This window comes from Streptomyces sp. NPDC043996, from assembly GCF_056435225.1.
This window is the reverse complement of sequence record NZ_JBWKEY010000017.1, coordinates 181,918-204,681: the sequence shown is the minus strand read 5'-3', so window position 1 is coordinate 204,681 and position 22,764 is coordinate 181,918. Positions and strand designations below refer to the sequence as shown.

The window sequence follows — 22,764 nt, the reverse complement described above, 5'->3', positions numbered from 1 at the left end:
TTCAACGTGACGCGGATCACGTGGGCCGCGGTTGGTGATGCTAAGCCCAGGGGACGTGATCCGACAGGGGGTTGATATTGCTTCTGTCCGCTGTTCAACGTCACGGCGGCGCGCCCGAAGCGGCACTCCCTCGCCAATCCTCGCGTTCCCGGCTTTCCCGTCTTTCCCGCTTTCTTCGCGAAGGCGTTGCTGGCCTGGGAGTCGTGGGGATAACTTCGCCCTGCACCACTAGTCATGCACCTGGCACCACCCGTCATGCATCTGCCCGAGCACCAGCAGTGTTCGGGCAGTGCCGTATCCGGATGATGTGGAGATCCCATGGCTCATCTGCGCTCCTCGCGCACGTCGCGTCCGTCCCGCTCCAGACGACTCGCCCTCGCCGTGCCCCTCGGCGTCGCCCTAGCCGCCACGATGGGCTTCGCCCCGGGCGCCGCGACCGCCGCCGCCCCGGCCTCGGCGCCCACGACGGCGAAGGCCCCCGCCCCCGCCGCGGGCAAGCTGGCCTACGTGGTCAACACCCGTACGGACGCCAAGACCATCGCGGCCGTCAAGAAGGCCATCGCCAAGGCCGACGGCACGGTCGTCGAGACGTACGCGAAGATCGGCGTGATCGTCGCGCACTCGGCCAACCCGGACTTCGGCAAGCAGCTGCGCGCGGTGCGCGGCGTGCAGTCCGCGGGCGCCACCCGGACGGCTCCGCTGACGGCGGCGGGCACGACCGTGGAGGGCGCCCCGACCTTCCTGTCGAAGGAGAAGGCCAAGTCGGCCCAGGGAAAGGTTTCCTCGGGGGCCGCGCCCGCCGCGGAGCCGCTCGAGGGCGACCAGTGGGACCTGCGGGCCATCGGCGCCGACAAGGCCGCGCGGATCAACCCGGGCAGCAAGAAGGTCACCGTCGGCGTCATCGACACCGGCGTCGACGACACCCACCCCGACCTCGCGCCCACCTTCTCCGCCAAGCAGTCCGCGAGCTGTGTGGGCGGCAAGGCGGACACCTCGCCCGGCGCCTGGCGCCCGGCGAAGAAGGAGCACTACCACGGCACGCACGTCGCGGGCGAGATAGCCGCCGCCCGCAACGGCATAGGCGTCGCCGGGGTGGCACCCGGCGTCAAGGTCGCGGGCATCAAGGTGGCCGACCCGGTCAACGAGCTGTTCTACCCGGAGAGCGTCGTCTGCGCCTTCGTGTTCGCCGCCGACAACGGCATCGAGATCACCAACAACAGCTACTACGTGGACCCGTGGCTGTACAACTGCAAGGACGACCCGGACCAGCGGGCCATCCTCGACGCGGTCAACCGGGCCCAGCTCTACGCCAAGCGCAAGGGCACCCTGAACCTGGCCTCCGCGGGCAACTCCAACCACGACCTGGCCGCGGACGAGATCGTCGACGAGTCGAGCCCCGACGACTCCACGCCGGTCAAGCGCGTCATCGACCCGAGCGAGTGCCTCGACCTGCCGACCCAGCTCCCGGGCGTGGTCACGGTCAGCGCGACCGGCGTCTACAAGGCCAAGTCGTACTACTCCACGTACGGCAACGGCGTCATCGACGTCGCGGCCCCCGGTGGTGACCGCCGCTATCAGATTCCCACCGACACCCCCCGCAAGGACGGCGGCATCCTCTCCACGATGCCGGGCGGCGAGTACGCCTGGCTGCAGGGCACCTCGATGGCCTCGCCGCACGCCGCGGGCGTCGCGGCCCTGCTGAAGTCCACGCACCCCAAGGCGAGCCCCGCCCAGCTCCAGAAGCTCCTGAAGAAGCAGGCGGACAACCCGGGCTGCCCGGACAAGCCGTACGACCCGGACGGTGACGGCAAGGTCGACGCCGTGTGCGAGGGCGGCAAGAACCGCAACGGCTTCTACGGCTACGGAATCGTCGACGCGCTCGACGCCGTGAAAAAGAAGTGACGGGGGGCACCTACATGACCAGGCACTCCGCATCCTTCGGCCGTCGCGCCCTCGCCCTGCCGCTCGGCGTGGCCGTGGTGGGCGCGCTCGCCTTCCTGCCGGGCACGGCGGCGGCGCAGCCCGACGCGCCCTCGGCCCCGGCGGCGCCCGTGGCCAAGGCCGCCGCCGACGGCTCGAAGATGAGCTACGTCGTCAACGTCCGCCAGGGCCACGGCTCTTGGGCGTCGAAGTACGTCAAGAAGGCCATCGCCAAGGCGGGCGGCGAGATCGTCATCGCGTACGACAAGATCGGCGTCATCGTCGTCCACTCGGCGGACCCGGACTTCGCGAAGAAGATCCGCGCGGTGAAGGGCGTGCAGTCGGCGGGCGCGACCCGCACGGCGCCGCTGTCCGCGCAGTCCAGCGACGACATCGACGCCGCGCGGCCGCTGTCGGCCAAGGAGGCGAAGTCCGCCGCGGGCCGCGCGGCCGCGGGCCAGGACGAGTTCGAGCCGCTCCAGTGGGACCTGCCCGCCATCAAGGCGGACCAGGCGCACAAGGAGTCCCTTGGCAGCGCGAAGGTGACGGTCGGCGTCCTCGACTCCGGCGTCGACGACACGCACCCGGACATCGCGCCGAACTTCGACAAGAACGCGTCCGCGAGCTGTCTGGGCGGCGTGCCCACGCAGAAGGACAACGCGTGGCGTCCTGTGGCCAAGGAGAGCGACCACGGCATGCACGTGGCGGGCACGATCGCCGCCGCGAAGAACGGCACCGGCGTCACCGGCGTCGCGCCCGGCGTGAAGGTCGCCAGCCTGAAGGTGGCCGAGCCCGCGACAGGGCTGTACTACACGGAGGCCGTCGTCTGCGGCTTCGTGTGGGCGGCCGACCACGGCGTGGACGTGACGAACAGCAGCTACTACACCGACCCGTGGCTGTTCAACTGCCGTACGGACGACGACCAGCGGGCCCTGGTCGACGCGGTCGGCCGCGCCAGCAGGTACGCGGAGCGCAAGGGCGCCGTGAACGTCGCCGCGGCGGGCAACGCCAAGACGGACCTCGCCCAGGAGGAGATCGTCGACAAGTCGAGCCCGAACGACTCGACTCCGGTCGAGCGCACCATCAAGACCGCGGACTGCTTCGACCTGCCGTCGCAGCTGCCGGGCGTCGTGACGGTGTCCTCCACCGGCGCGAAGGGCCTGAAGTCGTCGTTCTCGAACTACGGCAAGGGCGTCGTCGACATCGCGGCCCCCGGCGGCGACTCGACGGCGTTCCAGAAGCCGCAGCCGCCCGCCACCAGCGGTCTCATCCTGTCGACGCTTCCGGGCGGCAAGTTCGGCTACAAGGCCGGTACGTCGATGGCGTCGCCGCACGTCGCGGGCGTGGCCGCGCTGATCAAGTCGACGCACCCGAAGGCCTCGGCGGCCCGGGTGAAGGCGCTGCTGTACCGGCAGGCCGACGCGACCGCGTGCACGAACCCCTATGACATCGACGGCGACGGCAAGGTCGACGCGGTGTGCGAGGGCGGCAAGAACAAGAACGGCTTCTACGGCGTCGGCATGTCCGACGCGCTGGACGCCGTGCGCAAGTAACCGCGCGCGTGGGGGGCCGGGCGGCCGCGGGCCGCCCGGCCCTTCGCGAGCGGAGCACGTCATGGACGCGGCCATCGGGAAGGTCGCGATCTGGCCCCGCTGGACGGTGACCTGGCCCGAGCTGCGGCACGAGGGCGACGCCGCGTACTACCGGGCGCGGGTCGACGCGCGTCTGGACACCTGGACGAAGCGGGCCTCGGCCCCCAAGCGGCCCAAGAAGCCGAACCCCCCGACCGCGTGCGAGGTCCCGCTGCGTACGTACCGCGGGGCGGGCGGCCACTACGTGGTCGAGGCGGCGGCGGCCCGGGGCTGGGAGCAGCGGCCTTCCGACCCGCGCGAGGAGATCCGGCTGTGGTGGTCGGCGGCGTCCGCGCCGGGGGCCACGGGGCCTTCGGCGGGGGTCGCGGGCCCCTCGGCGGGGGTCGCGGGGACGGCGTCGTAAGGGCCCAGCCATAGTGGCGGCATGACGCGATCACCTGGTGCTGAGGGAGAGTTGCCCGCGCGGGACGGGGCGGGGTCCGTGGCGGACGGGGCAAGGTCCGTGACGGACGGGGCAGGGTCCGTGGCAGACGGGGCAGGGTCCGTGGCGGACGAGGTGTGGCCCGACGGGGCGCGGGCGTGGGTGGAAGGCGCCTGGGCCGCGCTCGGTGGCGCCCCCGACGCGCTCTCCCGCCTCTCCCCCGCCGTCCGCGACGACACACTGGCCGCGCGGCTTCCCGTCCGCGCGCTCGCGCGGGCCTGCGTCGGCGTCTGCGCGCTGGCCGCCGCCGAGCTGACGGCCCGCCGCACGGGCGGGGACATGCCCCACGCGCGCGTGGACGACGGTGCCGTGGCGGCCGCGTTCACCAGCGAGCGGCAGCTGCTCGTGGACGGGCGCGCGCCGGAGAACTTCGCGCCGCTCTCCCGGTTCTGGCGCACGGCCGACGGCTGGGTGCGCACGCACGCGAACTATCCGCACCACCGGGAGCGGCTGCTCACGGCGCTCGGCCTGCCGGGCACCGCGTCGGTGGACGCGGTGGCCTCGGCCATCGCCGCACGGGCGAGCGTCGAGGTCGAGGACGCGGTGTACGCGGCCGGGGGCCTGGCCGTCGCGCTGCGGACGCCCGCGCGGTGGGCCGCGCACCCGCAGGCGGCCGCCGTCGCGCGCCTTCCGCTGGTGGAGCGGGACCTGCTCGACGGCGGCGCCCCGCGCGCCCTGCCGCCGCTCGCGGGCGGCCCGCGGCTGCCCGCGTCCGGGGTGCGCGTCCTCGACCTCACCCGGGTGATCGCCGGGCCCGTCGCGACCCGGACGCTCGCGCTGCTCGGCGCGGACGTGCTGCGCGTGGACGCTCCCGGGCGCCCCGAACTGCCCGACCAGCACGCGGACACGGGCTTCGGCAAGCGCTCCACGCCCCTGGACCTCGGCGTCCGCGCCGACCTGCGGACCTTCGAGGAACTGCTCGCCGGGGCCGACGTCGTCGTCACCGGCTACCGGCCCGGCGCCCTGGACCGCTTCGGCCTCTCCCCCGAGGCCCTGGCCGCCCGCGCGCCCGGCGTCGTGGTGGCGCGGCTCTCGGCGTGGGGCGCGGGCGGCCCGTGGGAGCACCGGCGCGGATTCGACAGCCTGGTGCAGGTGGCGACGGGCATCGCGGCCACCGAGGGCTCGGCGGCGGAGCCCGGGGCGCTGCCCGCGCAGGCCCTGGACCACGGCACGGGCTATCTGCTGGCGGCGGCGGTCCTGCGCGCGCTCAGCGAAGGGCTCGCCGACCCCGCGGGCGGCACGCGCGTGGCCCGGCTCGCGCTCGCGCGGACGGCGGCCTGGCTGACCGGCGGCCCGGAAACAGCGGCCGGTGTCTCCGGGAGAGCGGCCGGTGTCTCCGAGAGGGCGGTCAGCGCCTCCGAAGGGGCCGTCGGTGCCTCCGAAGCGGCAGCCCCCGCCTACGACCCCACCCCCTGGCTCACCCACACGGACGGCCCTCTGGGGCGGTTGCGGCACGCTCTGCCGCCGGTGTCGTTCACCGGCGGCCCGGTGAACTGGGAGCACCCGCCGGGCCCTTGGGGCGCGGACGCACCCGGGTGGCGGTGACCGGGGCCGCGGGGCGGAAGGGCGGCACCCCAGTTGTTTGCCCGGACTTGCCCGGGAGTGGGATGACTGGTGAAGATCTTGTAGTGACCATACGACCGTCCGTGGAACCAGGCGACGCGGTGGCCGGGCCGCCCTCCGCCACCCCGCGCGCGGGCCGCCGTGCCGCGCCCCGCCGGCCGTCCCCCGCCCGTGCCGTCGCCGTGCTGGTCCTGGTGGCCGTGGCCGCCGCGGTCCCGCTGCTCGGCCCTTCGGCCGCCCTTGACGGCACCGGCGAGGCCGAGGCCCCGGGCACGCCGGGCATCACGTTCCTGCGGACGGTCCTGTTCGCCGCGCTGTGCGTGCAGTGGGGCGAGATCCTCGTGCGCCGCCTCGCGCGCCGGGTGCCGGGGGCGCCGACGGAGTCGCTGCCGCCCTCGTGGGCGTGGTGGGCGGCGGGCGCGGGCCTCGTCGCCGCGCTCGGCCTCGCCTCCGTCGTGGCCAGCGGCAATCTGGTGCCGCAGCAGCCGTCGGACCTGGACGTGGGCGGGCTCTACCAGTCGCGGGACGGCCGCCTGGCGCTCCTGGAGGTGAACGCCTTCCTGGTGGCCGCGCTGTGCGCGCGCTCGCGCCGCCCGGACAGCGCGGCGCTCCCCCTCGCGGCGGTGGTCGTCGCGGAGGCCCTGCGCGCGCACCCGCCCACGGAGGAGACCGCGCTCGTCGGCTCCGGGCTGACCCTGGTGCACCTGCTGTGCGCGTCGCTGTGGGCGGGCGGCCTGCTGTACGCGCTGCGGACGCTGCGCCGCTGGCGGGTGTCCGCCCCGCGGGCGGGCGTCGCGGTGCTCGGCCTCTACGCGCGCGTGGCCGCCGTCCTGTTCGCCGCCCTCACCGCGACGGGGACGGCCAGCACGCTGCGCCGCATGCCCCCGGACACCGTGCTCGACCAGCTCAGCGACACGGCGTACGGCCGCACGCTGGTGGCCAAGCTGCTGCTCGTGGCCGTGGTCGCCGTGCTCGCGCTGCTCGCGCGCCGGCGGCTGCGGCGGTCCGGGACCAATGACGGTGGCGGCGACCCGCTCGCCGCGTACACGCCCGCACGCGGGGAAGTCCTCGCGCTGGGTGCCGTGATCGCGGTGTCGGCGCTGCTCACCGCCGTGCCGGTGCCGATCCGCTGGTGAGGACTCCTCGGGTCAGCAGGGCCTGGGCGGCGAGGTACGTCAGCATGATCCAGAAGTCGGGGCGCGGGGCCTGCGGCCAGTCGGCGACGTCGGTCGCGATGAGCGTGTCCGACAGCAGGAAGAGCGCGCCGCCCGCGGCCGCCGTGAGCCCCAGGGTGGTGGCGCCGCACGCCATCGCCGTGAGCAGGACGCTGTAGCCCGCGACCGGGACGCGCATGTCGGACGGCAGGTCGGGCCAGAGCAGGGCGACGGTGCCGAGCAGCGCGGCGGCGTACGCCGTGATGACGTACGAGCCCCGCGCGCGGGACGGGCCGAAGCCCTCGCCGTGCCGCCGGAACAGCGCCAGGTAGCACAGATGGCCCACCGCGAAGGACCCCATACCCGCGAGGAACGCGACGTCCGCGTCCCCCAGGAGCAGGGTGTCGCCGCCCCAGCCGAACAGCAGGGCGGCGACCAGGAGTCGGGGCCCGCGCCTGAGCACCACGTACGCGGCGAGCAGCGGCATCAGCAGCGGCTTGAACACCAGGTGGCCGACGTCCGACCCGGCGGCCACGGCGGCCAGGTCACCGGCCGCGGCCACGGCGAAGGCGGCCAGGGCCCAGGTGCCGGGCCGCCGGTGCCCGGTGGGCGGCGCCGGGACGCCCGCCACGGTGCCCGTCACGCGGCGCGCTCCGGGGTCTTCGGGGCGGGGGCCTTCGGGGGCTCCGCGACCTGCGGGGGCGCGGGGGCGGCGGGCTGCCAGCCCGGCCCCCGGAACAGATGGCCCGCCCGGTCGCGCCAGTTCGACGCCTTCCGCAGGTCCTTGGCGATGGCCGCGTACTCGTGGGTGGCCACGCGCAGCGGGTTGTACGTGTCGATGTTCTTGGTCAGGCCGTAGACGGGGCGCTCCGTCTCCGGCACCCAGGAGCGGAAGAGCCGGTCCCAGACGATGAGGATGCCGCCGAAGTTGCGGTCCAGGTAGCCGCCCTGGGACGCGTGGTGGACGCGGTGGTGCGACGGCGTGTTGAAGACGTACTCGAAGGGGCGCGGCAGCTTGCCGACGCGCTCGGTGTGGACCCAGAACTGGTACACCAGGTTGGCCGACGAGCAGAACGCGACGGCCGCCGGGTGCACCCCGCACAGGATCATCGGCACGTAGAACGGCCACACCGTCAGGGACGTCCAGGGCTGGCGCAGCGCGGTCGTCAAGTTGAACTTCTCGCTGGAGTGGTGCACCACGTGGCAGGCCCACAGGACGCGGACGACGTGGTGGCCCCGGTGCGACCAGTAGTAGAAGAAGTCCTGCGCGAGCAGCATCAGCGGCACCGTCCACCACAGGACGGGCACCCGCAGCGGCGTCAGGGAGTACAGCGCCGAGTAGACCGCGACGATCGGGATCTTCCACAGCAGGTCGAAGACGAGGCTGCCGAGCCCCATGGTGACGCTGGTGGCGGCGTCCTTGGTGGCGTACCCGGCGGCGTCCTCGTCGGGCCGGAAGCGGACGCTCACCATCTCGACGGCGGTGAGCAACACGAAGGCCGGGATCGACCAGAGCACGACGTCGGGCAGGTTGGGCGAGGACATGCGAGCACGGTAGAACGCCCGCCGGGCGGCGACTAGAGGTAGTTACCGACAAGTATTACCGGCGGTACGCACGGAGTTGTTGGCGATCTTCGCCCTTGCCTCTCAGACCCCGGCCGCCCCGAGCAGCGTGCCCGCCGCGTACGTCAGCGCCATCGCGAGGGCGCCGCCCAGGACGTTGCGCAGGACCGCGGGGCGCGCTGCCGCCGCGCCCAGGCGGGCGCTGGCGAGGCCAGTGAGGGCGAGGGCGGCGAGGACGGACACAACGGTGACGGGCAGGCGCCAGGAGGCGGGCGGCAGGACGATCGCGAGCAGCGGAAGCAGGGCGCCGACGGTGAAGGCGACGAAGCTCGCCCAGGCGGCGTGCCAGGGGTTGGTGAGCTCGTCGGGGTCGATGCCGAGCTCCACGCGCGCGTGGGCGCGCAGCGCGTCCCGCTCGGTCAGCTGCGCGGCGGCCTCGCGGGCCACGTCCCGGCTGAGGCCCCGCTCGGCCAGGAGGTCGGTCAGCTCCGCGAGTTCGGCCTCCGGCTGCTCGCGCAGCTCGCGCCGCTCCTGGGCGAGCGCGGCCTTCTCCGAGTCGCGCTGCGTGGACACCGACACGTACTCGCCCGCGGCCATCGACATGGACCCGGCGAGGAGGCCCGCGAGGCCCGCCGTCAGGAGGGTGCCGCGGTCGTCGGTGGCACCGGCGACGCCGACGACGAGGCCCGCGGTGGAGACCACGCCGTCGTTGGCGCCGAGCACGGCGGCCCGCAGCCAGTTCAGGCGCGAACCCAGGGCGCCGCCGTGCGCTTCCTCGTGAGTGGCTTCCGTCACGGGGCGAGCATGGCACCGCGCGCCTCACCAGACGCGGACCGACCCTCCCGGGGCGAACACCGGACTGGTGGCGTCGGCCGGAGGCTCCTTGAGGGGTTCGGCGAGTTCCTCGGGCGTGGGGCCGACCTCGGCCGCGAGGGCGTCCAGGCGCTCCAGGTCGAAGCCGTACACACGCGCGGCGTTGCCGCCGACCATGGCCGCGACCTCCGCGCGCGGCAGGCCCGCGTAAGCGGCGCGCAGGCCCTCCCGGGAGTAGGGGTAGGTCCCCTCGTCGTGCGGGTAGTCGCTGCCCCACATGACCTTGTCCAGGCCGATGCGCTCGCGCAGTGCCGCCTCGTGCGGGCGCATGAAGCTCGCGCCCACGAAGCAGTTCTCCCGCCACACCGCCGAGGGGCCCTCGCCCATCTGGTCCGCGAGCCCGGCCCCGAACTTGGACTCGGCGGTGTCCGCCCGCGTCGCCGCCGCGACGAGCCGCCCGTGGTAGTAGTCCAGCATCTCCAGGACGCCCGGGATCCAGCCGGAGCCCTGCTCGGTGAGGACCAGGCAGAGCTCCGGGTGGCGGCGGAAGGCGCCGCCGAACATCAGGTGCCACAGCGCCCGGTGCGAGAACCACGTCGTCTCGACCATGAACACCGCGCGCGCGGCGGGCTCCTCGCCGAGCGGCGGCGACGCCGAGCCCGCGTGGTGGTTGACCGGCACGCCGAGCTCGGCGCAGACCGCCCAGAGCGGGTCGTAGTGGCGCGAGTACAGCTCGGGCAGGCCGGAGCCCGGCGGCGTGCCCGGGAGCATGACGCCGCCGGTGAGGCCCGCGCCCGCGGCCCACCGGATCTCCCGTACGGCCTCGTCGACGTCGTTGAGCAGGATCTGGCAGACGCCCGCCCTGCGCCCTGGCGCGGCCGCGCAGAAGTCGGCGAGCCACCGGTTGTGGGCGCGCAGGCCCGCCCAGCGCAGCGCGAGTTCCTCGCGGGTGGGCGCCGGTGCCATCAGGGACGCCGAGGGGAAGAACGGCGGGATGGTGTTGGGGAAGACGACTTCGGCGACGATGCCGTCCCTGGCCAGCTCCGCGAGGCGGCGCTCGGAGTTCCAGTTGCGGTCGGCGGTGTCGGCGAGGAGGTCCTCGTGCGGATTGACGTACGTGGCCGCCCAGGCGTCGAAGTCCTCGTGGTGGCGGGACTCCAGGTACGGCCGGTAGTCGAGGAGGTCCGCGCCCGCGTGGCAGTCGGCGGAGATGACGGTGTAGCGCTCGCTCTCGGTCATGGGTTCACCCCTAGCGTCGGGAAGTCGTGGCCGGTCAGCCAGTGGCGGCCGGCCTCGCGCGAGCGGGCCCAGGAGGCGGTGACGGCGTCCTGGTCGACGTCCTGGCCGAGCTCGGCGGGGGTGGGGCCGATGCGGCGCGCCAGCGGGGCAAGGCGCGCGGTGTCGAAGCCGAACACCTCGGCGGCGGCCAGGCCAAGCATGCGCCGGGTCTCCGCCACGGGGATGTCGTGGAAGGTCCTGGCCAGCCACGCGCGCGTGTCGGGCCAGGTGCCCTCGGGGTGCGGGAAGTCGCTGCCCCACAGGATGTTGTCGACGCCGATCTCGTAGCGCTGGGCGAGTTCGCGGCGCTTGGTGTTGGTGGCGCAGACGAACACCTGCCGGTCCAGGTACTCGTGCGGCGGGCGCGTCAGCTCGGCGAACGGCGACAGCTTCTTGCCGCCGTGCGCGCCCAGGTAGAGGCGGTCCATGAACCACAGCAGGTTCGGCAGCCACCAGCAGCCCGACTCGGCGACGCCGAAGCGCAGCCCCGGGTGCCGCTCGAACACCCCGGACCACAGCAGGAACCACAGCGGCCGGGCGGGCCACCAGGTCACTTCGGAGACGTAGATGCCGAGGTGGTCGCCGTACTCGTGCCGGGGAGCCGCCCCGGAGTGGGTCAGGACGGGCATCGCGCACGCGGCGGCCGCGGCCCATACGGAGTCGTAACGGCGGTCGTGGTAGGGCGCCTTGTCGACCCACATGGAGGGAATCATCAGCGCGCCTAGGCCCGACTCCTTCGCCCGGTGGATCTCGGCCACCACGCGGTCGGGGTCGGCCGTGACGGGCAGCAGGGCCACGCCGCAGTGCCGTTCGGGGTGCTCGGAGACGAAGTCGGCGAGCCAGCGGTTGTGCGCCCGCGCGCCCGCCATGCCGAGCTCGGGGTCCTGGTCCCCGGAGAGGCCGAGGCCGACCCCGAAGGGCGCGGCGGTCTGGCTGTCGACGGCGTCGGCGTCCGGGAAGACGACTTCGGCGGCCACGCCGTCGCCGTCGAGCTCCTTGATCCGCTGCCCGGCGTCCCAGCCGCCGCGCAGGCCCTCCTCGTTGTCGCTGAACCACCGCGCGGCGAAGGCCTCGTTGCGGATGCCCAGGCGGGTCATCTCCTCGCGGCGCCGGTCGCGCCCGGCGAGGAACGCGTCGAAGTCCCGGTGGAAGCGGCTGTCCAGGTAGGGCCGGTAGCGCTCGGTGGGCAGACCGGCGTGGCAGTCGGAGGAGATGATCAGGTACGGGTCGTGCGGGCCGTGCGGGCCGTGCGGGTCCGTCATCGGGACTCCTCAGTCGAGGATGAACTTCTCCAGGTAGTCCGGCGCGGAGCGCTCCAGCATGGACCGCGCCCGCGCCCTGATCTGCCGGTCGCTGTGCTCGCTCGGCGGCAGCAGCCAGAACCGGTCCGCCGCGATGCCCTCGGCCACGAGGTCCGCGACCTCCTCGACGGGCGTGAACGCGACCTCCCGCCCCGCCTTGCGCATGGCGGCCTCCCACTGCGCGAGGCTGCGGTAGGGCGTCTTGCGGGGACGCTCCTTGGCGTACCGCTCGGGCCGGTTGCGGTGCGACTCCCACAGGCCGGTGCGGAGCATGTGGGGGCCGGGGAAGAGCACGGAGGCACCCACGCGCGCGTGCTCCGCCCTCAGATGCGCGTACAGCGACTCCGTCATCGTCACGACGGCCGCCTTCGTGACCGCGTACACGGAGGCGGTGGGCAGCGGGGCGATGCCGCCGTCCGCGGAGGACGTGTTGACGACGTGGCCCGGCTGTCCCCCGGCGATCATCCGGGGCACGAAGGCCTGGATGCCGTGGAAGACGCCCCACACGTTGACCTCGAAGGCCCACCGCCAGTCGTTCGGCTCGTGCTCCCACATGCGGCCCTCGGCGCCGGAGCCGACCCCGGCGTTGTTGCACAGCACGTGGACGGCGCCGAAGACGTCGTACGTCTCCTCGGCGAGCGCCATGACCTCCTCGCGGCGCCCGACGTCGACCACGCGCGCGTGCACGGTCGCGCCCTCGGCCCGCAGGCTCGCCGCCGCCTTCTCCAGGGCGCCCCGCTCGACGTCCGCGAGGACCACCGTGAGGCCGTCCGCGGCGAACCGGCGCGCCAGGGCGAGGCCGACGCCGCTGGCCGCGCCCGTGACGACGGCCACCTGTCCCGTCACGAGGTCCATCAGGCGCTGCCCTCCGGAGGCCCGTCGAACACCTGCCGGGCGTCGTCGTAACGCTGGTGGACGTACGGCAGCAGGTCCTCGGCGGCGACCTTCTCGACGACCCGGCCCCGCTGGTCGCTGGTCTTCTCGCCGATGGTGATCTCCACCAGGCGGCGCACGGGCAGGTCGGCCACCGGGTCGTACATCGACTCGCGCAGGACCACGTCCCCGGTGATCCGCTCCAGCTTGCGGACCTTCTCGTTCCGTACGCAGTGCACCAGGACCGGATCGGCGTCGAAGCCCGAACCGTCCACGGCGGGCAGGAACTTGAAGTAGAAGTCCGTCTTGCGGGTGGGCTCCGGCAGCGGCAGCGCCCCGCTCACGGCCCCGCGCACCTCGACGAACGCGATGCCGTGCCGGGCGAGCGCCGCGCGGACGACGAGGCCGTCGCGCTCGACCGTGACCTCGCCGAGCTTCTTCGGCTCGCCGAACACCTCACGCCCGCCGGTCAGCGCGCGCTCGTGGGTCATCGGCATCACCAGCGGGTACCAGCCCGCCACCGCGCCGTGCTCCGCGGCCACGGCCACCGAACCGGCGCCCAGGGGGTAGCCGGGCAGCTGCACCTTGCTGATGTTCACGCGCACCAAGGGGCGCGCGGAGGGCTTCAGGGGCGGCGGCAGGACCGCCGCGACCGCGTCCGGATCGCTCTCCCAGAGGGCGACCACGCCCGTGGACCAGATCTCCGGGAGCCGTCCGTTCGCGGCCCTGGCCGCGGCGAGCTCCTTCTCGGTGCGCGCGCCGTAGCGTACGCGTGCCATCTCGTACCACCCTTCGTTGAGGGACCGTCAGGGATGTGCGGCGCCTTGCGGGAGGTTCTGTAACACAGTTACAACAGAGCTCGTGAAGGGTAAAGAGACGCGGGTGCGCCTCGACCGGGAAAAGGTCCTGCGGACCGCGGCGGACCTGGTGAAGCGGGACGGCCCCGGGGCCCTGACCATGCGCAAGCTCGCCGCCGAGCTCGGCACGGCCGTCACCTCCATCTACTGGCACGTCGGCAACCGCGAGTCGCTCCTGGACGCCCTCGTCGAGCGCACCGTCGCCGACCTCGGGGAGATCCGGCCCGCGGGGCGAGGGCCCGCCCCGCGCGTGGTCTCCGTGGCCCGCGCGCTGCGCCGCCAGCTGCTCGACCACCCGCACCTCGTCGCGATGGTCCACGAACGCGGCCTGACGGAGCGGATGTTCCTGCCCGCCCAGCGGGTCCTCGCGCGCGAGCTGCACGCGGCTGGCCTGCGCGGGGCCCGCGCCGCCGACGCCGTACGGGCCGTGCAGGCGCTCGTCGTCGGCCACGTCCTGGTGGAGCGCTACCGCGAGCGCGCCCCGGTCCAGCGCCCCGGCGAGCAGGAACTCTGGGACGCCCACGCCGCCGACGCCGACCCCGCGCTCGCCCGCGCGCTCGCCCGCCCCCTCGACCCGGAGCGGCTGTTCACGCTGTCGGCCAGGGCCCTGGTGGCCGGGCTGCTCGCCCCCGAGGGGTGAGCCCGGGGCCGCGCGGCGGACGGTGCGCGGCGGGCGGTGCGCGGTGGCCCACGGGCGTGACTGTCAGTCGTGGCCCGTATCCTCATGGACCATGCTCGAAGACCGCACGCGCGCCGCGTCCGCAGACTCCTGGCCGACCGCCTACCCGTCGGGGTACGCGGTCGTCGACGTCGAGACCACAGGGCTGTCCAGGGACGACCGGATCATCTCCGCGGCGGTCTACCGGCTGGACGCGCGCGGCGAGGTCGAGGACCACTGGTACACGCTGGTCAACCCGCAGCGCGACCCGGGCCCGGTCTGGATCCACGGCCTGACGAGCGACCTGCTCGAGGGCGCCCCGCTGTTCGGCGAGATCGCCGATGAGTTCAGCGAGCGCCTGCGCGACCGCGTCCTGGTCGCGCACAACGCGGTCTTCGACTGGTCCATGATTGCCAGGGAGTACGCCCGCGCGGAGCGCACGGCGCCGGTCCGCCAGCGCCTGTGCACCATCGCGCTCTCCAAGGAGCTCGGCCTGCCGCTGCCGAACCACAAGCTGGAGTCCCTCGCCGCCCACTTCGGCGTCGTCCAGCGCAACGCGCACCACGCCCTGGACGACGCGCGCGTGCTGGCCGAGGCGTTCCGGCCGAGCCTGCGCGCGGCGGCCCGCGACAGCGTGCGGCTGCCCCTCCTCGAGTGCCGTCCGCTGACCGAGTGGGTGGACGGACCGCCCCGCGTCGGCCGCCAGCCCTCGGGCCCCGCGGGCGCGGCTTCGGCGTACCGGCCGACGAGTTGGCGCCCCTCCCGCAAGCGCCCGGCCTGCCCGCACCCGAACCCGGGCAGGTACGAGGCGGGCAAACCGCTCAAGCAGGGCATGCGCGTCGCCTTCTCGGGTGACACGTCCACGGAGCGCGAGCTCCTGGAGGACCGCGCCTTCGAGGCGGGCCTGCACATCGCGACGAGCGTGTCCCGCCTCACCAGCCTGCTCGTCACCAACGACCCGGACTCGGGCACGTCGAAGACGACGAAGGCCCGCGCGTACGGCACCCCGGTGATCGACGAGGCGGCCTTCGGCCAGCTCCTCCAGGACGTGGCCCCGGTGGACGGGGCGCCCCCGGCGTCAGACGGGTGATTGCCGGGCGACTCGCCCGCCCGCCGCTCGCCCCGCGCCCCGCCGCGTCCCACTCTGTGGCGCATGGCACGTTGCGAGGTCTGCGGAAACGACTACGGCATGTCCTTCGAGGTCCACGCGCAGGGCGCGGTCCATGTCTTCGACTGCTTCGCCTGCGCCATCCACCGCATGGCGCCGATCTGCGAGCACTGCCGGGTGCAGGTGATCGGCCAGGGCGTGGAGGTCGAGGGGCACTGGTACTGCGGGGCGCACTGCGCACGCGCGGAGGGGCGGGTGGGCATCGTCGACAGGGTGTGACGCGTCCCCCTCCGGGCGCGACCGGGCCCCCGACAGGACCCTCCCGTCGGGGGCTCCCGCACGCACAGGTACCGTCAAGGGCGTGTACCGCTTCTTGTTGTCCCGCCAGTGGGTGATCCTCACTCTCATCGGCATCGTCCTCATCCCCGTGATGATCGAGCTGGGCTTCTGGCAGCTGCACCGGCACGAGAAGCGCGTGGCGCGCAACGAGCAGATCGCCGAGGCCCTGGCCGCCCGGCCCGTCCCGGCCGAGCGGCTCACCTCCCCCGGCCGCGAGCTGCCGTCCTCCGCCGTCTACCGCCGGGTGACGGCCAAGGGCACGTACGACACGAAGCACGAGGTCGTGGTGCGGCGCCGCACCAACGGCGACGACGAGGTCGGCTTCCACGTCCTGACCCCCTTCGTCCTCACCGACGGCAAGGTGCTCCTCGTCAACCGGGGCTGGGTCCCGGCGAACGGCCCGCAGACCGCCTTCCCGAAGATCCCCGCGCCGCCCCGGGGCGAGGTCACCGTCACCGGCCGCCTGATGGCCGACGAGACGTCCGCGGCCAGCGGCATCAAGGACGTGCGCGGTCTGCCCGACCGCCAGATCATGCTGATCAGCAGCGGCCAGCAGGCGCACGCCCTCGGCAAGCCCGTCCTCGGCGGCTACGTCGAACAGACCTCGCCGGACGCGGACTCCCCCCAGCTCCTCGGCGAACCCGACCACAGCGGCATCGGCCCCCACATGGCGTACGCCGTCCAGTGGTGGCTGTTCGCGGCGGGCGTGCCCGCCGGGTGGATCGTCCTGGTCCGGCGCGAGGTCCGCGACCGGCGCGCGGCGGCGGCCACGGCGGAGACGGCCCCCGAGGCGGCCGCGACAGCGGCCTGACACTCAGCCCCGTCAGGCCCCTAAATCCCCTCAGATCCCCCAGTCCCCCTCAGTCCCCCCCTCAGTCCCCCAGCCTCCTAGTCCCCGCACCTCTCCCAGGGGTCCGGGGTGCCGTGCGAGAGCACGAGGCCGTACGACTCCACAAGATCGCAGTCGTTCTGCTCGGTCCACTGGTAGGCCAGGACGGACCCGATCGCGACCGCGACCACCGCCACCACGCCCGGCGCGCTCCAGCGGGACCGGAGTCGCGCCCGTCCGGCGCTTGACGGTTCCCCGGACCGGGAACCCGTCATCCGTGCAGCGACCCATCGATGACTACGCCCTCATCGGCGACCACCAGACCGCCGCCCTGGTGGCACGGACCGGATCCGTCGACTGGCTGTGTCTGCCCCGCTTCGACTCCGGGGCCTGTTTCGCGGCCCTGCTCGGCGACGAAGAGCACGGCCACTGGCGCCTCGCGCCCGTCGGCGCCGACGTCTGCGCGCGCCGCGCCTACCGCCGTGACTCGCTCGTCCTGGACACCGAGTGGGAGACGCCCCAGGGCGCGGTCCGCGTCACCGACTTCATGCCTCAGCGCGACCGCGCCCCGGACCTCGTGCGCGTCGTCGAGGGCCGGTCCGGCGAGGTGACCGTGCGCGGCACCCTGCGGCTGCGCTTCGACTACGGCTCCGTCGTGCCATGGATGCGGCGCGCGGACGGCCACCGCGTCGCCGTCGCGGGCCCGGACGCGGTGTGGCTGCGCGCCGAGCCCGACGTGCGCTCCTGGGGCCACGGCAAGGCCACGCACGCGGAGTTCACCGTCCGGGCGGGCGAGCGGGTGACGTTCGTGCTCACCTGGCACCCCTCGCACGAGGAGCGCCCGCCGCTGATCGACACCGAGCGGGCGCTGCGCGACAGCGTCGACGACTGGCGGGCGTGGGCGGGGCACTGCCGCTACGACGGCCCGCACCGCGACGCCGTCGTCCGCTCCCTGATCACCCTCAAGGCCCTCACGTACGCCCCGACCGGCGGCATCGTCGCCGCCCCCACCACCTCGCTGCCGGAGGATCCCGGCGGCGTGCGCAACTGGGACTACCGCTACTGCTGGCTGCGCGACTCCACGCTCACGCTGGGCGCGCTGCTCGCCGCCGGGTACCGCGAGGAGGCCGCGGCCTGGCGCGACTGGCTGCTGCGGGCGGTCGCGGGCGACCCGGCGAAGCTGCAGATCATGTACGGGCTCGCGGGCGAGCGGCGGCTGCCGGAGTGGGAGGTGGACTGGCTGCCGGGCCACGCGGGCTCGACGCCGGTGCGCGTCGGCAACGCGGCGGTGCGCCAGCGCCAGCTCGACGTGTACGGCGAGGTCGTCGACTCCCTCGCGCTCGCGCGCCGGGCGGGCATGCCCACGCGGCCGCACGGCTGGCACGTCCAGCTCGCGCTCATGGAGTTCCTGCGCGAGGCCTGGCGCGAGCCCGACGAGGGGCTGTGGGAGGTGCGTGGGCCGCGCCGCCACTTCGTGCACTCCAAGGTGATGGCGTGGGTCGCCGCCGACCGCACCGCGCGCGCCCTGACGGAGGACCCGGACCTCGACGGCGACGCGGACCGCTGGCGGCGGCTGCGCGACGAGATCCACGCCGAGGTCTGCGCCCGCGGCTACGACGCGGACCGCGCCACCTTCACCCAGTCCTACGGCTCCCGCGAGCTGGACGCCGCCCTGCTGCTCATCCCGCGCGTGGGCTTCCTGCCCCCGGACGACCCGCGGGTGCGCGGCACGATCGACGCCGTCCGCGAGGAGCTCGGCACCCCCGGCGGCCTCGTCCGCCGCTACAGCGCCGACGGCGTCACGGTGGACGGCCTGCCCGGCCGCGAAGGCACCTTCTTGGCCTGCTCGTTCTGGCTCGCGGACGCCCTGCACCTGACCGGCCGCGCCAAGGAGGCCCGCGCGCTCTTCGAGCGGCTCCTCGGCCTGGCCAACGACGTGGGGCTGCTCGCCGAGGAGTACGACGTGGGCACGGGCCGCCAGCTGGGCAACTTCCCGCAGGCCTTCAGCCACGTCGGTCTGGTCTCCACGGCCCTCGCCCTGTTCGGCACCGAGGCGGGCACGGCAGGATAGGGCCATGGATCTTGGCCTCAACAACCGTGTCTACGTCGTCACCGGCGCCACCCGCGGCCTCGGCGACGCCTCCGCCCGCGCCCTGGTCGAGGACGGCGCGAAGGTCGTCATCACCGGCCGCGACGAGAAGACGGCCGCCGCGGCGGCCGCGAAGCTCGGCCCGAACGCGGTCGGCGTCGGTGCGGACAACGCCGACCCCGAGACGCCCGCCCGGCTGATCGCCGCGGCCCGTGAGCACTTCGGCGGCTTCGACGGCATCCTCATCAGCGTCGGCGGCCCGCCCTTCGCCTTCGCCGCCGACGCCACCGACGAGCTGTGGCAGGCGTCCTTCGACTCCGTCTTCCTCGGCGCGGTCCGCCTGGCCCGGGCCGCCGCGGCGGCCCTTGACGAGGGCGGCGTCATCGGCTTCGTCCTCTCTGCCTCCGTGCACGAGCCGATCCCGGGCCTGACGATCTCCAACGGCCTGCGCCCCGGCCTCGCGGGCTTCGCCAAGTCCCTCGCGGCCGAGCTGGGCCCGCGCGGCATCCGGGTCGTCGGCGTGCTCCCCGGCCGCATCGACACCGAGCGCGTCCGCGAACTCGACGCCCTGGCAGCCGACCCGGAGGCCGCCCGCCACACCTCGGAGACGAACATCCCCCTGCGCCGCTACGGCACCCCCGAGGAATTCGGCAGGACAGCGGCGTTCCTCCTGTCACCGGCGGCGTCATACGTGACGGGCGTCATGCTCCCGGTGGACGGCGGCGCGAGGCACGGCTTCTAGAGATCCAGCCCGTCCGGCGTTTGAGGACAAGGCGCGAAGCGCCGTTGGCTTTGAGCGGGGGAACGGGGGCAGCCGCACCCGGAGCGGGAAGGGGCGGGCCTGGGGCGCCACGCGAGGCCCTAGCTGACCCGCTCCGCCCCATGCCGAACCCCCCGCACCCGCACCACCGCGGGCAACCGCGCAAGCCCCGCCGAATCCCGCGCATGCGCCAACGCCTCCCCGCACAACCGGTGCAGCGCCTCCGACGGCACCCCATCGGCGTCGAGGACAAGCCCCACCCGGGCCCGCGGAGCGTTGCGCCGCCCCGTCATGAGGACCCGCGCCCGCGCCACCCCGTCGAGCGCCGCGGCCTCGCTCTCCACGGCGCTCTCCAGGGCACGGCCGCGCAGCAGCGCCCCCTCGCCGTCCCCGGTCTCCACCAGGACCTCGGCGAGCCGACGGCGGCGCAGCTGGGCGGTGAGCCACCACAGGGACAGGAGCACGATCAGCGCGAGGGCGCCGATGACCGTCGGCCACCACCAGCCGCGCTCCCGCCACCGGGTCCGCTCGGCGGCGCTGAGCAGGACGTCGTGGCGCCCGTCGTGCACCCACCAGGACGGCGGCCCGGCGCCGAGGCCGACCGCGAGGACGGCGCCGCCGAGCCCGACGAGGCCGAGGCCGAGCAGACCGAGCAGGATCCGGTTCACCGTACGCGGCATGGCGCGCTCACCCCTTCTTCCACGGCCTGGCGACCCGCACCGAGAGCGCGGGCGGCCCGCCGAGCCCCAGGTCCCGGATGCCGTCGGCGAGGGCCCGGTCCAAGTCGCCGCGTACGTCGTCGAGTTCACGGAAGTGCGACTCGGCCCGCACGTCGACCTTGGAGCGGGTCATCCGCACGCGTACCGCGCGCACGCCCGCCACGTCCATGGCCCGGTCGCGCAGGACCGTCGCGGCGGCGGCGCGGTCGAGCCCGGCCCGTACGTCGGTGTGGCCGCGCCGCATCGGCAGGACGGCCCGGAGACCGGGCGTCGCCGCGAGGATCAGCAGCCACAGGCCGACGGCCACGGCGACGGCGGCGCCGGTGAGCACCACCGCGCTGTCCAGCGGCCGCTCGGCGAGCTCCCGCGCCAGGTCGCGGCGCCAGCGCATGGCGGGATGGTCGGCCCGTACCGCCACGACGTCGTACAGGAGCAGGCCGCAGCCGCCGAGGAGCACCAGCGCGAGCAGCCCGGCGGGCACCCGGCGGTCCGACCAGAAGCGGGGCGTCTTCTCCTCGTCGGGGGCGAGGGTCGGGTGCGGTGCGTAGGAGGCGGCGGACGTCGACTGGGCCGCCGGGTCGGGCCCGTCCGGGGCGCGCTCCACGACGGGCGCGGGCCCGGTGGCACGGGGCTCGGTGTTCTCGTCGTTCTCGTCGCTCCTGTGCGGCTCGTTCATCGGGTCCTCCCCTGTGCCGCGTCCCGGGCCGCCGCCGAGTGCAGCCGCTCGACCTGGACCGCCACCTCGGGCACGTCCATGCCCGCCAACGCCCTTACCCGCTCGGCGACATGGCGACGCACGGCGCCGCACTGGCCGCCGATGTCGCTGGGGTAGTCGAGTTCGAGGCTGACGCGGACGCGGGCGGTGCCGAAGGGGGCCTCCGCCGGGTGCGCGGAGCCGTGGGCCTGCGGGCGCACGCTGACCGTGGCGTGCGGGGGCGCGGCCTCCGCGGGCAGCTCCGCCAGGGCCTCACGCGCCGCGCGCGCGGCGATCTTCGCGATGACGCGGTCGGCGATCCGGGTCGCGCCGCGCTCGGCGGGGGCGACCCGGCCCACGGCCTCCGCCGGCACCGCTCACCGCCGCCGGTCGCCGCGCGTGCGGAAGAAGTCGCCCGGCTCCAGGTCCCCTTCGAGGAACCGCCCCGCGACGAAGCCGATGGCGCCCAGTGCGGCCACCAGGAGGAAGGCCCCGAACCCGCCGAAGTACCCGGCGAAGCCCAGGGCCATCCCGGCGATCATGCCGATGACGGCCATGTTCATCGTGCGCTCCTTCACTGCCGCGCGTGTACGGCTCCGGCTGTTCCCGCTGTTGTCGTCTGTTCCCCCGATTCGCGCCGCTACGACATCTCCGGGCGTCCCGAGCCGCCCGGTGCCCCCGGTGCGCCCCGGGCGCTACTGGAGGCGGGGCTGTTCCTCGTCCTCGTCGTCCGGCAGCTTCACGTCGCTGACGGCGATGTTCACCTCGACGACCTCGAGTCCTGTCATGCGCTCCACGGCCGCGACGACGTTCTCCCGCACGGCCCGCGCGACGTCGGCGATGGACACGCCGTACTCGACCACGACCTCCAGGTCGAGGGCCGTCTGCACCTCGCCGACCTCGGCCTTCACGCCGCGCGTGACGGACTTGGAGCTGCCGGGCACCCGGTCGCGCACTGCTCCGAAGGTGCGGGCGAGCCCGCCGCCCATCGCGTGCACGCCGACCACGTCGCGCGCGGCGAGTCCGGCGATCTTCTCGACCACGCCGTCCGCGATGGTGGTGCGCCCGCGCGTCGCCGGATCGCCGCCGCCGCGCCGCGGGGCTCCGCCCCGCCCCGCGGTGTCGTCGGGTGACTCCTTCTCCAGAGTCTGTGGGGTCCTGTGCTCTCCGGTGTCGGTCATCACCGTCGGTCCCTTTCGGCCGGGGATCTGGTCCTTCGTCCACACTAAGCGCGGCCTCGCGCCCGCGCGCCAGGGATGCGGCACGCTGGAGCGATGACGGGTGACGGATGGGCGGCGGAGGTACGGCGCCAGCTGGGCCTTGGCCGGGTGCTCGCGCTGGGCGGCGCGGGGGACGGCGCGTGGGTGACCGAGTCGGCGGCCGCGGCGGTGCTGCGCCGGGCGGCCGAGCGGGTGACGGGGGCGCGGCTCACGGCCGTGCGGGTGGCCCTGGCCGACCCGGACGCCGCGTACGTGTCTCCCGCCGCGCGGGTCTCACCGGACGCGTACGCCTTTACGGTCCCGGCGCCGCCGAGCGCGCTGCCGCCGGGCCCGCTGCGGATCAGCGGGGACGTGGCGGCGGGGACGGGCGAGCCGCTGCCCGCCGTGGCGGCGCGGCTGCGCGCGGCGCTCGCGACGGCCGCGGCCGACCGGCTCGGCCTGGTGGTGGCGGAGGTGGACCTGCGGGTGACGGCACTCCTCGACGAGGCGCCGGGCGGCCCAGGTGGCGCGGGTGGCGCGGCGGACTCCGATGGCCCCGCTGCCGCCGGTGACGCCGGTGACGCCCGTGACGCCGGCGCTTCCGACGCCTCCGCCACCTCTGACGCCTCTGACGCCTCAGACGCCCCCGGCACCTCAGACGCCTCTCACGCCTCCGACGACGAGGGGCGGGTGGCGCGGGCCGTCCTCGCCGTGCCGGGAGTGACCCGGCTGACCGGTGCGCTCGGCGGTCTGGGGCGCGCGGTGCACCTCCAGGAGCTGGAGTCGCTGAACTCCCTGCCGCGCCGCCACGTCCGGGTGGAGCTGGCCGTGGCCGGGGACCGCCGGGCCCTGGACGTGGCCCGCGCGGTCCGCGCGGCGGTGGGCGGCGCGCTGCCGGACCGGCCCTCGGCCGCGGTGCTCGTGACGGGGGTCGACGAGCGGGGCCGGGGCCGGTCCGCCGGTCCTGTGTGAGT

25 protein-coding genes are annotated in these 22,764 nt (G+C 74.6%); 12 read left to right on the top strand and 13 right to left on the bottom strand.

Translation table 11 applies throughout. The features are described 5' to 3' along the window. Nucleotides 1–318: 318 nt before the first annotated feature. The 5 genes from AC07A4_RS35955 to AC07A4_RS35935 all read left to right on the top strand — a co-directional run bounded on the left by AC07A4_RS35955 (nt 319) and on the right by AC07A4_RS35935 (nt 6,692). The gene (locus tag AC07A4_RS35955) at nt 319–1,902 is read left to right on the top strand and encodes a S8 family peptidase (RefSeq protein ID WP_478607219.1); all 1,584 of its coding nucleotides are present in this window, start codon (nt 319–321) and stop codon (nt 1,900–1,902) included. Between the two features lie 14 nt (nt 1,903–1,916). Further along, nucleotides 1,917–3,473 carry a S8 family peptidase gene (locus AC07A4_RS35950; protein WP_478607216.1) on the top strand — a complete coding sequence of 519 codons (1,557 nt, stop codon included), beginning with the start codon at nt 1,917–1,919 and terminating at the stop codon, nt 3,471–3,473. A 61-nt stretch (nt 3,474–3,534) separates the two neighbouring features. Beyond that, nucleotides 3,535–3,915, top strand: coding sequence for a hypothetical protein (locus AC07A4_RS35945; RefSeq protein WP_478607213.1), 381 nt, complete (start codon nt 3,535–3,537; stop codon nt 3,913–3,915). A gap of 180 nt (nt 3,916–4,095) precedes the next feature. Further along, nucleotides 4,096–5,538 carry a CoA transferase gene (locus AC07A4_RS35940; protein WP_478607358.1) on the top strand — a complete coding sequence of 481 codons (1,443 nt, stop codon included), beginning with the start codon at nt 4,096–4,098 and terminating at the stop codon, nt 5,536–5,538. Nucleotides 5,539–5,600: 62 nt separating this feature from the next. Further along, nucleotides 5,601–6,692 (top strand): CopD family protein, encoded by a 1,092-nt coding sequence (locus AC07A4_RS35935; protein ID WP_478607210.1) that lies wholly within the window; start codon nt 5,601–5,603, stop codon nt 6,690–6,692. On the opposite strand, the gene AC07A4_RS35930 is transcribed toward AC07A4_RS35935, so the two are convergent. From AC07A4_RS35930 to AC07A4_RS35900, 7 genes are all read right to left on the bottom strand, one after another. After that, a complete protein-coding gene (locus AC07A4_RS35930; RefSeq protein ID WP_478607356.1) occupies nt 6,661–7,341 on the bottom strand; it encodes a lysoplasmalogenase in 681 nt (226 codons plus the stop codon). The genes AC07A4_RS35935 and AC07A4_RS35930 overlap by 32 nt on opposite strands. An 8-nt stretch (nt 7,342–7,349) precedes the next feature. Next, nucleotides 7,350–8,255 (bottom strand): sterol desaturase family protein, encoded by a 906-nt coding sequence (locus tag AC07A4_RS35925; protein WP_478607208.1) that lies wholly within the window; start codon nt 8,253–8,255, stop codon nt 7,350–7,352. A 102-nt stretch (nt 8,256–8,357) separates the two neighbouring features. Next, nucleotides 8,358–9,068: a VIT1/CCC1 transporter family protein gene (locus tag AC07A4_RS35920; RefSeq protein WP_478607205.1), complete on the bottom strand. Its 711-nt coding sequence runs from the start codon at nt 9,066–9,068 to the stop codon at nt 8,358–8,360. A 24-nt stretch (nt 9,069–9,092) separates the two neighbouring features. Next, entirely contained in the window at nt 9,093–10,325 is a 1,233-nt protein-coding gene (locus AC07A4_RS35915) for an amidohydrolase family protein (RefSeq protein WP_478607202.1), read from the bottom strand. Beyond that, nucleotides 10,322–11,626 carry an amidohydrolase family protein gene (locus AC07A4_RS35910; RefSeq protein ID WP_478607199.1) on the bottom strand — a complete coding sequence of 435 codons (1,305 nt, stop codon included), beginning with the start codon at nt 11,624–11,626 and terminating at the stop codon, nt 10,322–10,324. Before AC07A4_RS35910 ends, AC07A4_RS35915 begins: the two co-directional genes overlap by 4 nt. Before the next feature lie 9 nt (nt 11,627–11,635). Then, nucleotides 11,636–12,520 carry an SDR family NAD(P)-dependent oxidoreductase gene (locus AC07A4_RS35905; RefSeq protein ID WP_478607196.1) on the bottom strand — a complete coding sequence of 295 codons (885 nt, stop codon included), beginning with the start codon at nt 12,518–12,520 and terminating at the stop codon, nt 11,636–11,638. Continuing rightward, complete coding sequence (locus tag AC07A4_RS35900; RefSeq protein ID WP_478607194.1) at nt 12,520–13,317, bottom strand: acetoacetate decarboxylase family protein; 798 nt, start codon at nt 13,315–13,317, stop codon at nt 12,520–12,522. Before AC07A4_RS35900 ends, AC07A4_RS35905 begins: the two co-directional genes overlap by 1 nt. Nucleotides 13,318–13,399: 82 nt before the next feature. Between AC07A4_RS35900 and AC07A4_RS35895 the strand changes: the two genes are divergently transcribed. From AC07A4_RS35895 to AC07A4_RS35880, 4 genes are all read left to right on the top strand, one after another. Further along, complete coding sequence (locus AC07A4_RS35895) at nt 13,400–14,035, top strand: TetR/AcrR family transcriptional regulator (protein ID WP_478607191.1); 636 nt, start codon at nt 13,400–13,402, stop codon at nt 14,033–14,035. 91 nt (nt 14,036–14,126) lie between these two features. Then, nucleotides 14,127–15,143, top strand: a complete 1,017-nt coding sequence (locus AC07A4_RS35890; RefSeq protein ID WP_478607188.1) for a DEDDh family exonuclease — start codon at nt 14,127–14,129, stop codon at nt 15,141–15,143. 63 nt (nt 15,144–15,206) lie between these two features. Beyond that, a complete protein-coding gene (locus tag AC07A4_RS35885; RefSeq protein ID WP_478607185.1) occupies nt 15,207–15,440 on the top strand; it encodes a hypothetical protein in 234 nt (77 codons plus the stop codon). An 82-nt stretch (nt 15,441–15,522) separates the two neighbouring features. Next, the gene (locus AC07A4_RS35880) at nt 15,523–16,311 is read left to right on the top strand and encodes an SURF1 family cytochrome oxidase biogenesis protein (protein WP_478607182.1); all 789 of its coding nucleotides are present in this window, start codon (nt 15,523–15,525) and stop codon (nt 16,309–16,311) included. A 77-nt stretch (nt 16,312–16,388) separates the two neighbouring features. Here AC07A4_RS35880 and AC07A4_RS35875 read toward each other — a convergent pair whose 3' ends face one another. Beyond that, nucleotides 16,389–16,529 carry a hypothetical protein gene (locus AC07A4_RS35875; protein ID WP_478607180.1) on the bottom strand — a complete coding sequence of 47 codons (141 nt, stop codon included), beginning with the start codon at nt 16,527–16,529 and terminating at the stop codon, nt 16,389–16,391. Nucleotides 16,530–16,606: 77 nt separating this feature from the next. On the opposite strand from AC07A4_RS35875, the gene AC07A4_RS35870 reads away from it, so the two are divergent. Together AC07A4_RS35870 and AC07A4_RS35865 are read left to right on the top strand one after the other, a co-directional pair. Further along, on the top strand, nt 16,607–18,400 hold the full coding sequence (locus tag AC07A4_RS35870; RefSeq protein WP_478607177.1) for a glycoside hydrolase family 15 protein: 1,794 nt from the start codon (nt 16,607–16,609) through the stop codon (nt 18,398–18,400). Nucleotides 18,401–18,404: 4 nt separating this feature from the next. Next, entirely contained in the window at nt 18,405–19,160 is a 756-nt protein-coding gene (locus AC07A4_RS35865; RefSeq protein ID WP_478607176.1) for an SDR family oxidoreductase, read from the top strand. Between the two features lie 119 nt (nt 19,161–19,279). Here AC07A4_RS35865 and amaP read toward each other — a convergent pair whose 3' ends face one another. The 5 genes from amaP to AC07A4_RS35840 all read right to left on the bottom strand — a co-directional run bounded on the left by amaP (nt 19,280) and on the right by AC07A4_RS35840 (nt 21,772). Next, complete coding sequence (gene amaP, locus AC07A4_RS35860) at nt 19,280–19,858, bottom strand: alkaline shock response membrane anchor protein AmaP (protein ID WP_478607174.1); 579 nt, start codon at nt 19,856–19,858, stop codon at nt 19,280–19,282. A gap of 7 nt (nt 19,859–19,865) precedes the next feature. Beyond that, nucleotides 19,866–20,573, bottom strand: coding sequence for a DUF6286 domain-containing protein (locus AC07A4_RS35855; protein WP_478607171.1), 708 nt, complete (start codon nt 20,571–20,573; stop codon nt 19,866–19,868). Then, nucleotides 20,570–20,965 carry a hypothetical protein gene (locus AC07A4_RS35850; protein ID WP_478607168.1) on the bottom strand — a complete coding sequence of 132 codons (396 nt, stop codon included), beginning with the start codon at nt 20,963–20,965 and terminating at the stop codon, nt 20,570–20,572. Before AC07A4_RS35850 ends, AC07A4_RS35855 begins: the two co-directional genes overlap by 4 nt. 3 nt (nt 20,966–20,968) lie before the next feature. Further along, nucleotides 20,969–21,154: a hypothetical protein gene (locus AC07A4_RS35845; protein ID WP_190138426.1), complete on the bottom strand. Its 186-nt coding sequence runs from the start codon at nt 21,152–21,154 to the stop codon at nt 20,969–20,971. A 132-nt stretch (nt 21,155–21,286) separates the two neighbouring features. Continuing rightward, nucleotides 21,287–21,772, bottom strand: a complete 486-nt coding sequence (locus AC07A4_RS35840; RefSeq protein WP_478607163.1) for an Asp23/Gls24 family envelope stress response protein — start codon at nt 21,770–21,772, stop codon at nt 21,287–21,289. A 93-nt stretch (nt 21,773–21,865) separates the two neighbouring features. Between AC07A4_RS35840 and AC07A4_RS35835 the strand changes: the two genes are divergently transcribed. Beyond that, complete coding sequence (locus AC07A4_RS35835; RefSeq protein WP_478607160.1) at nt 21,866–22,762, top strand: nucleopolyhedrovirus P10 family protein; 897 nt, start codon at nt 21,866–21,868, stop codon at nt 22,760–22,762. The last annotated feature ends 2 nt before the right edge of the window (nt 22,763–22,764 follow it).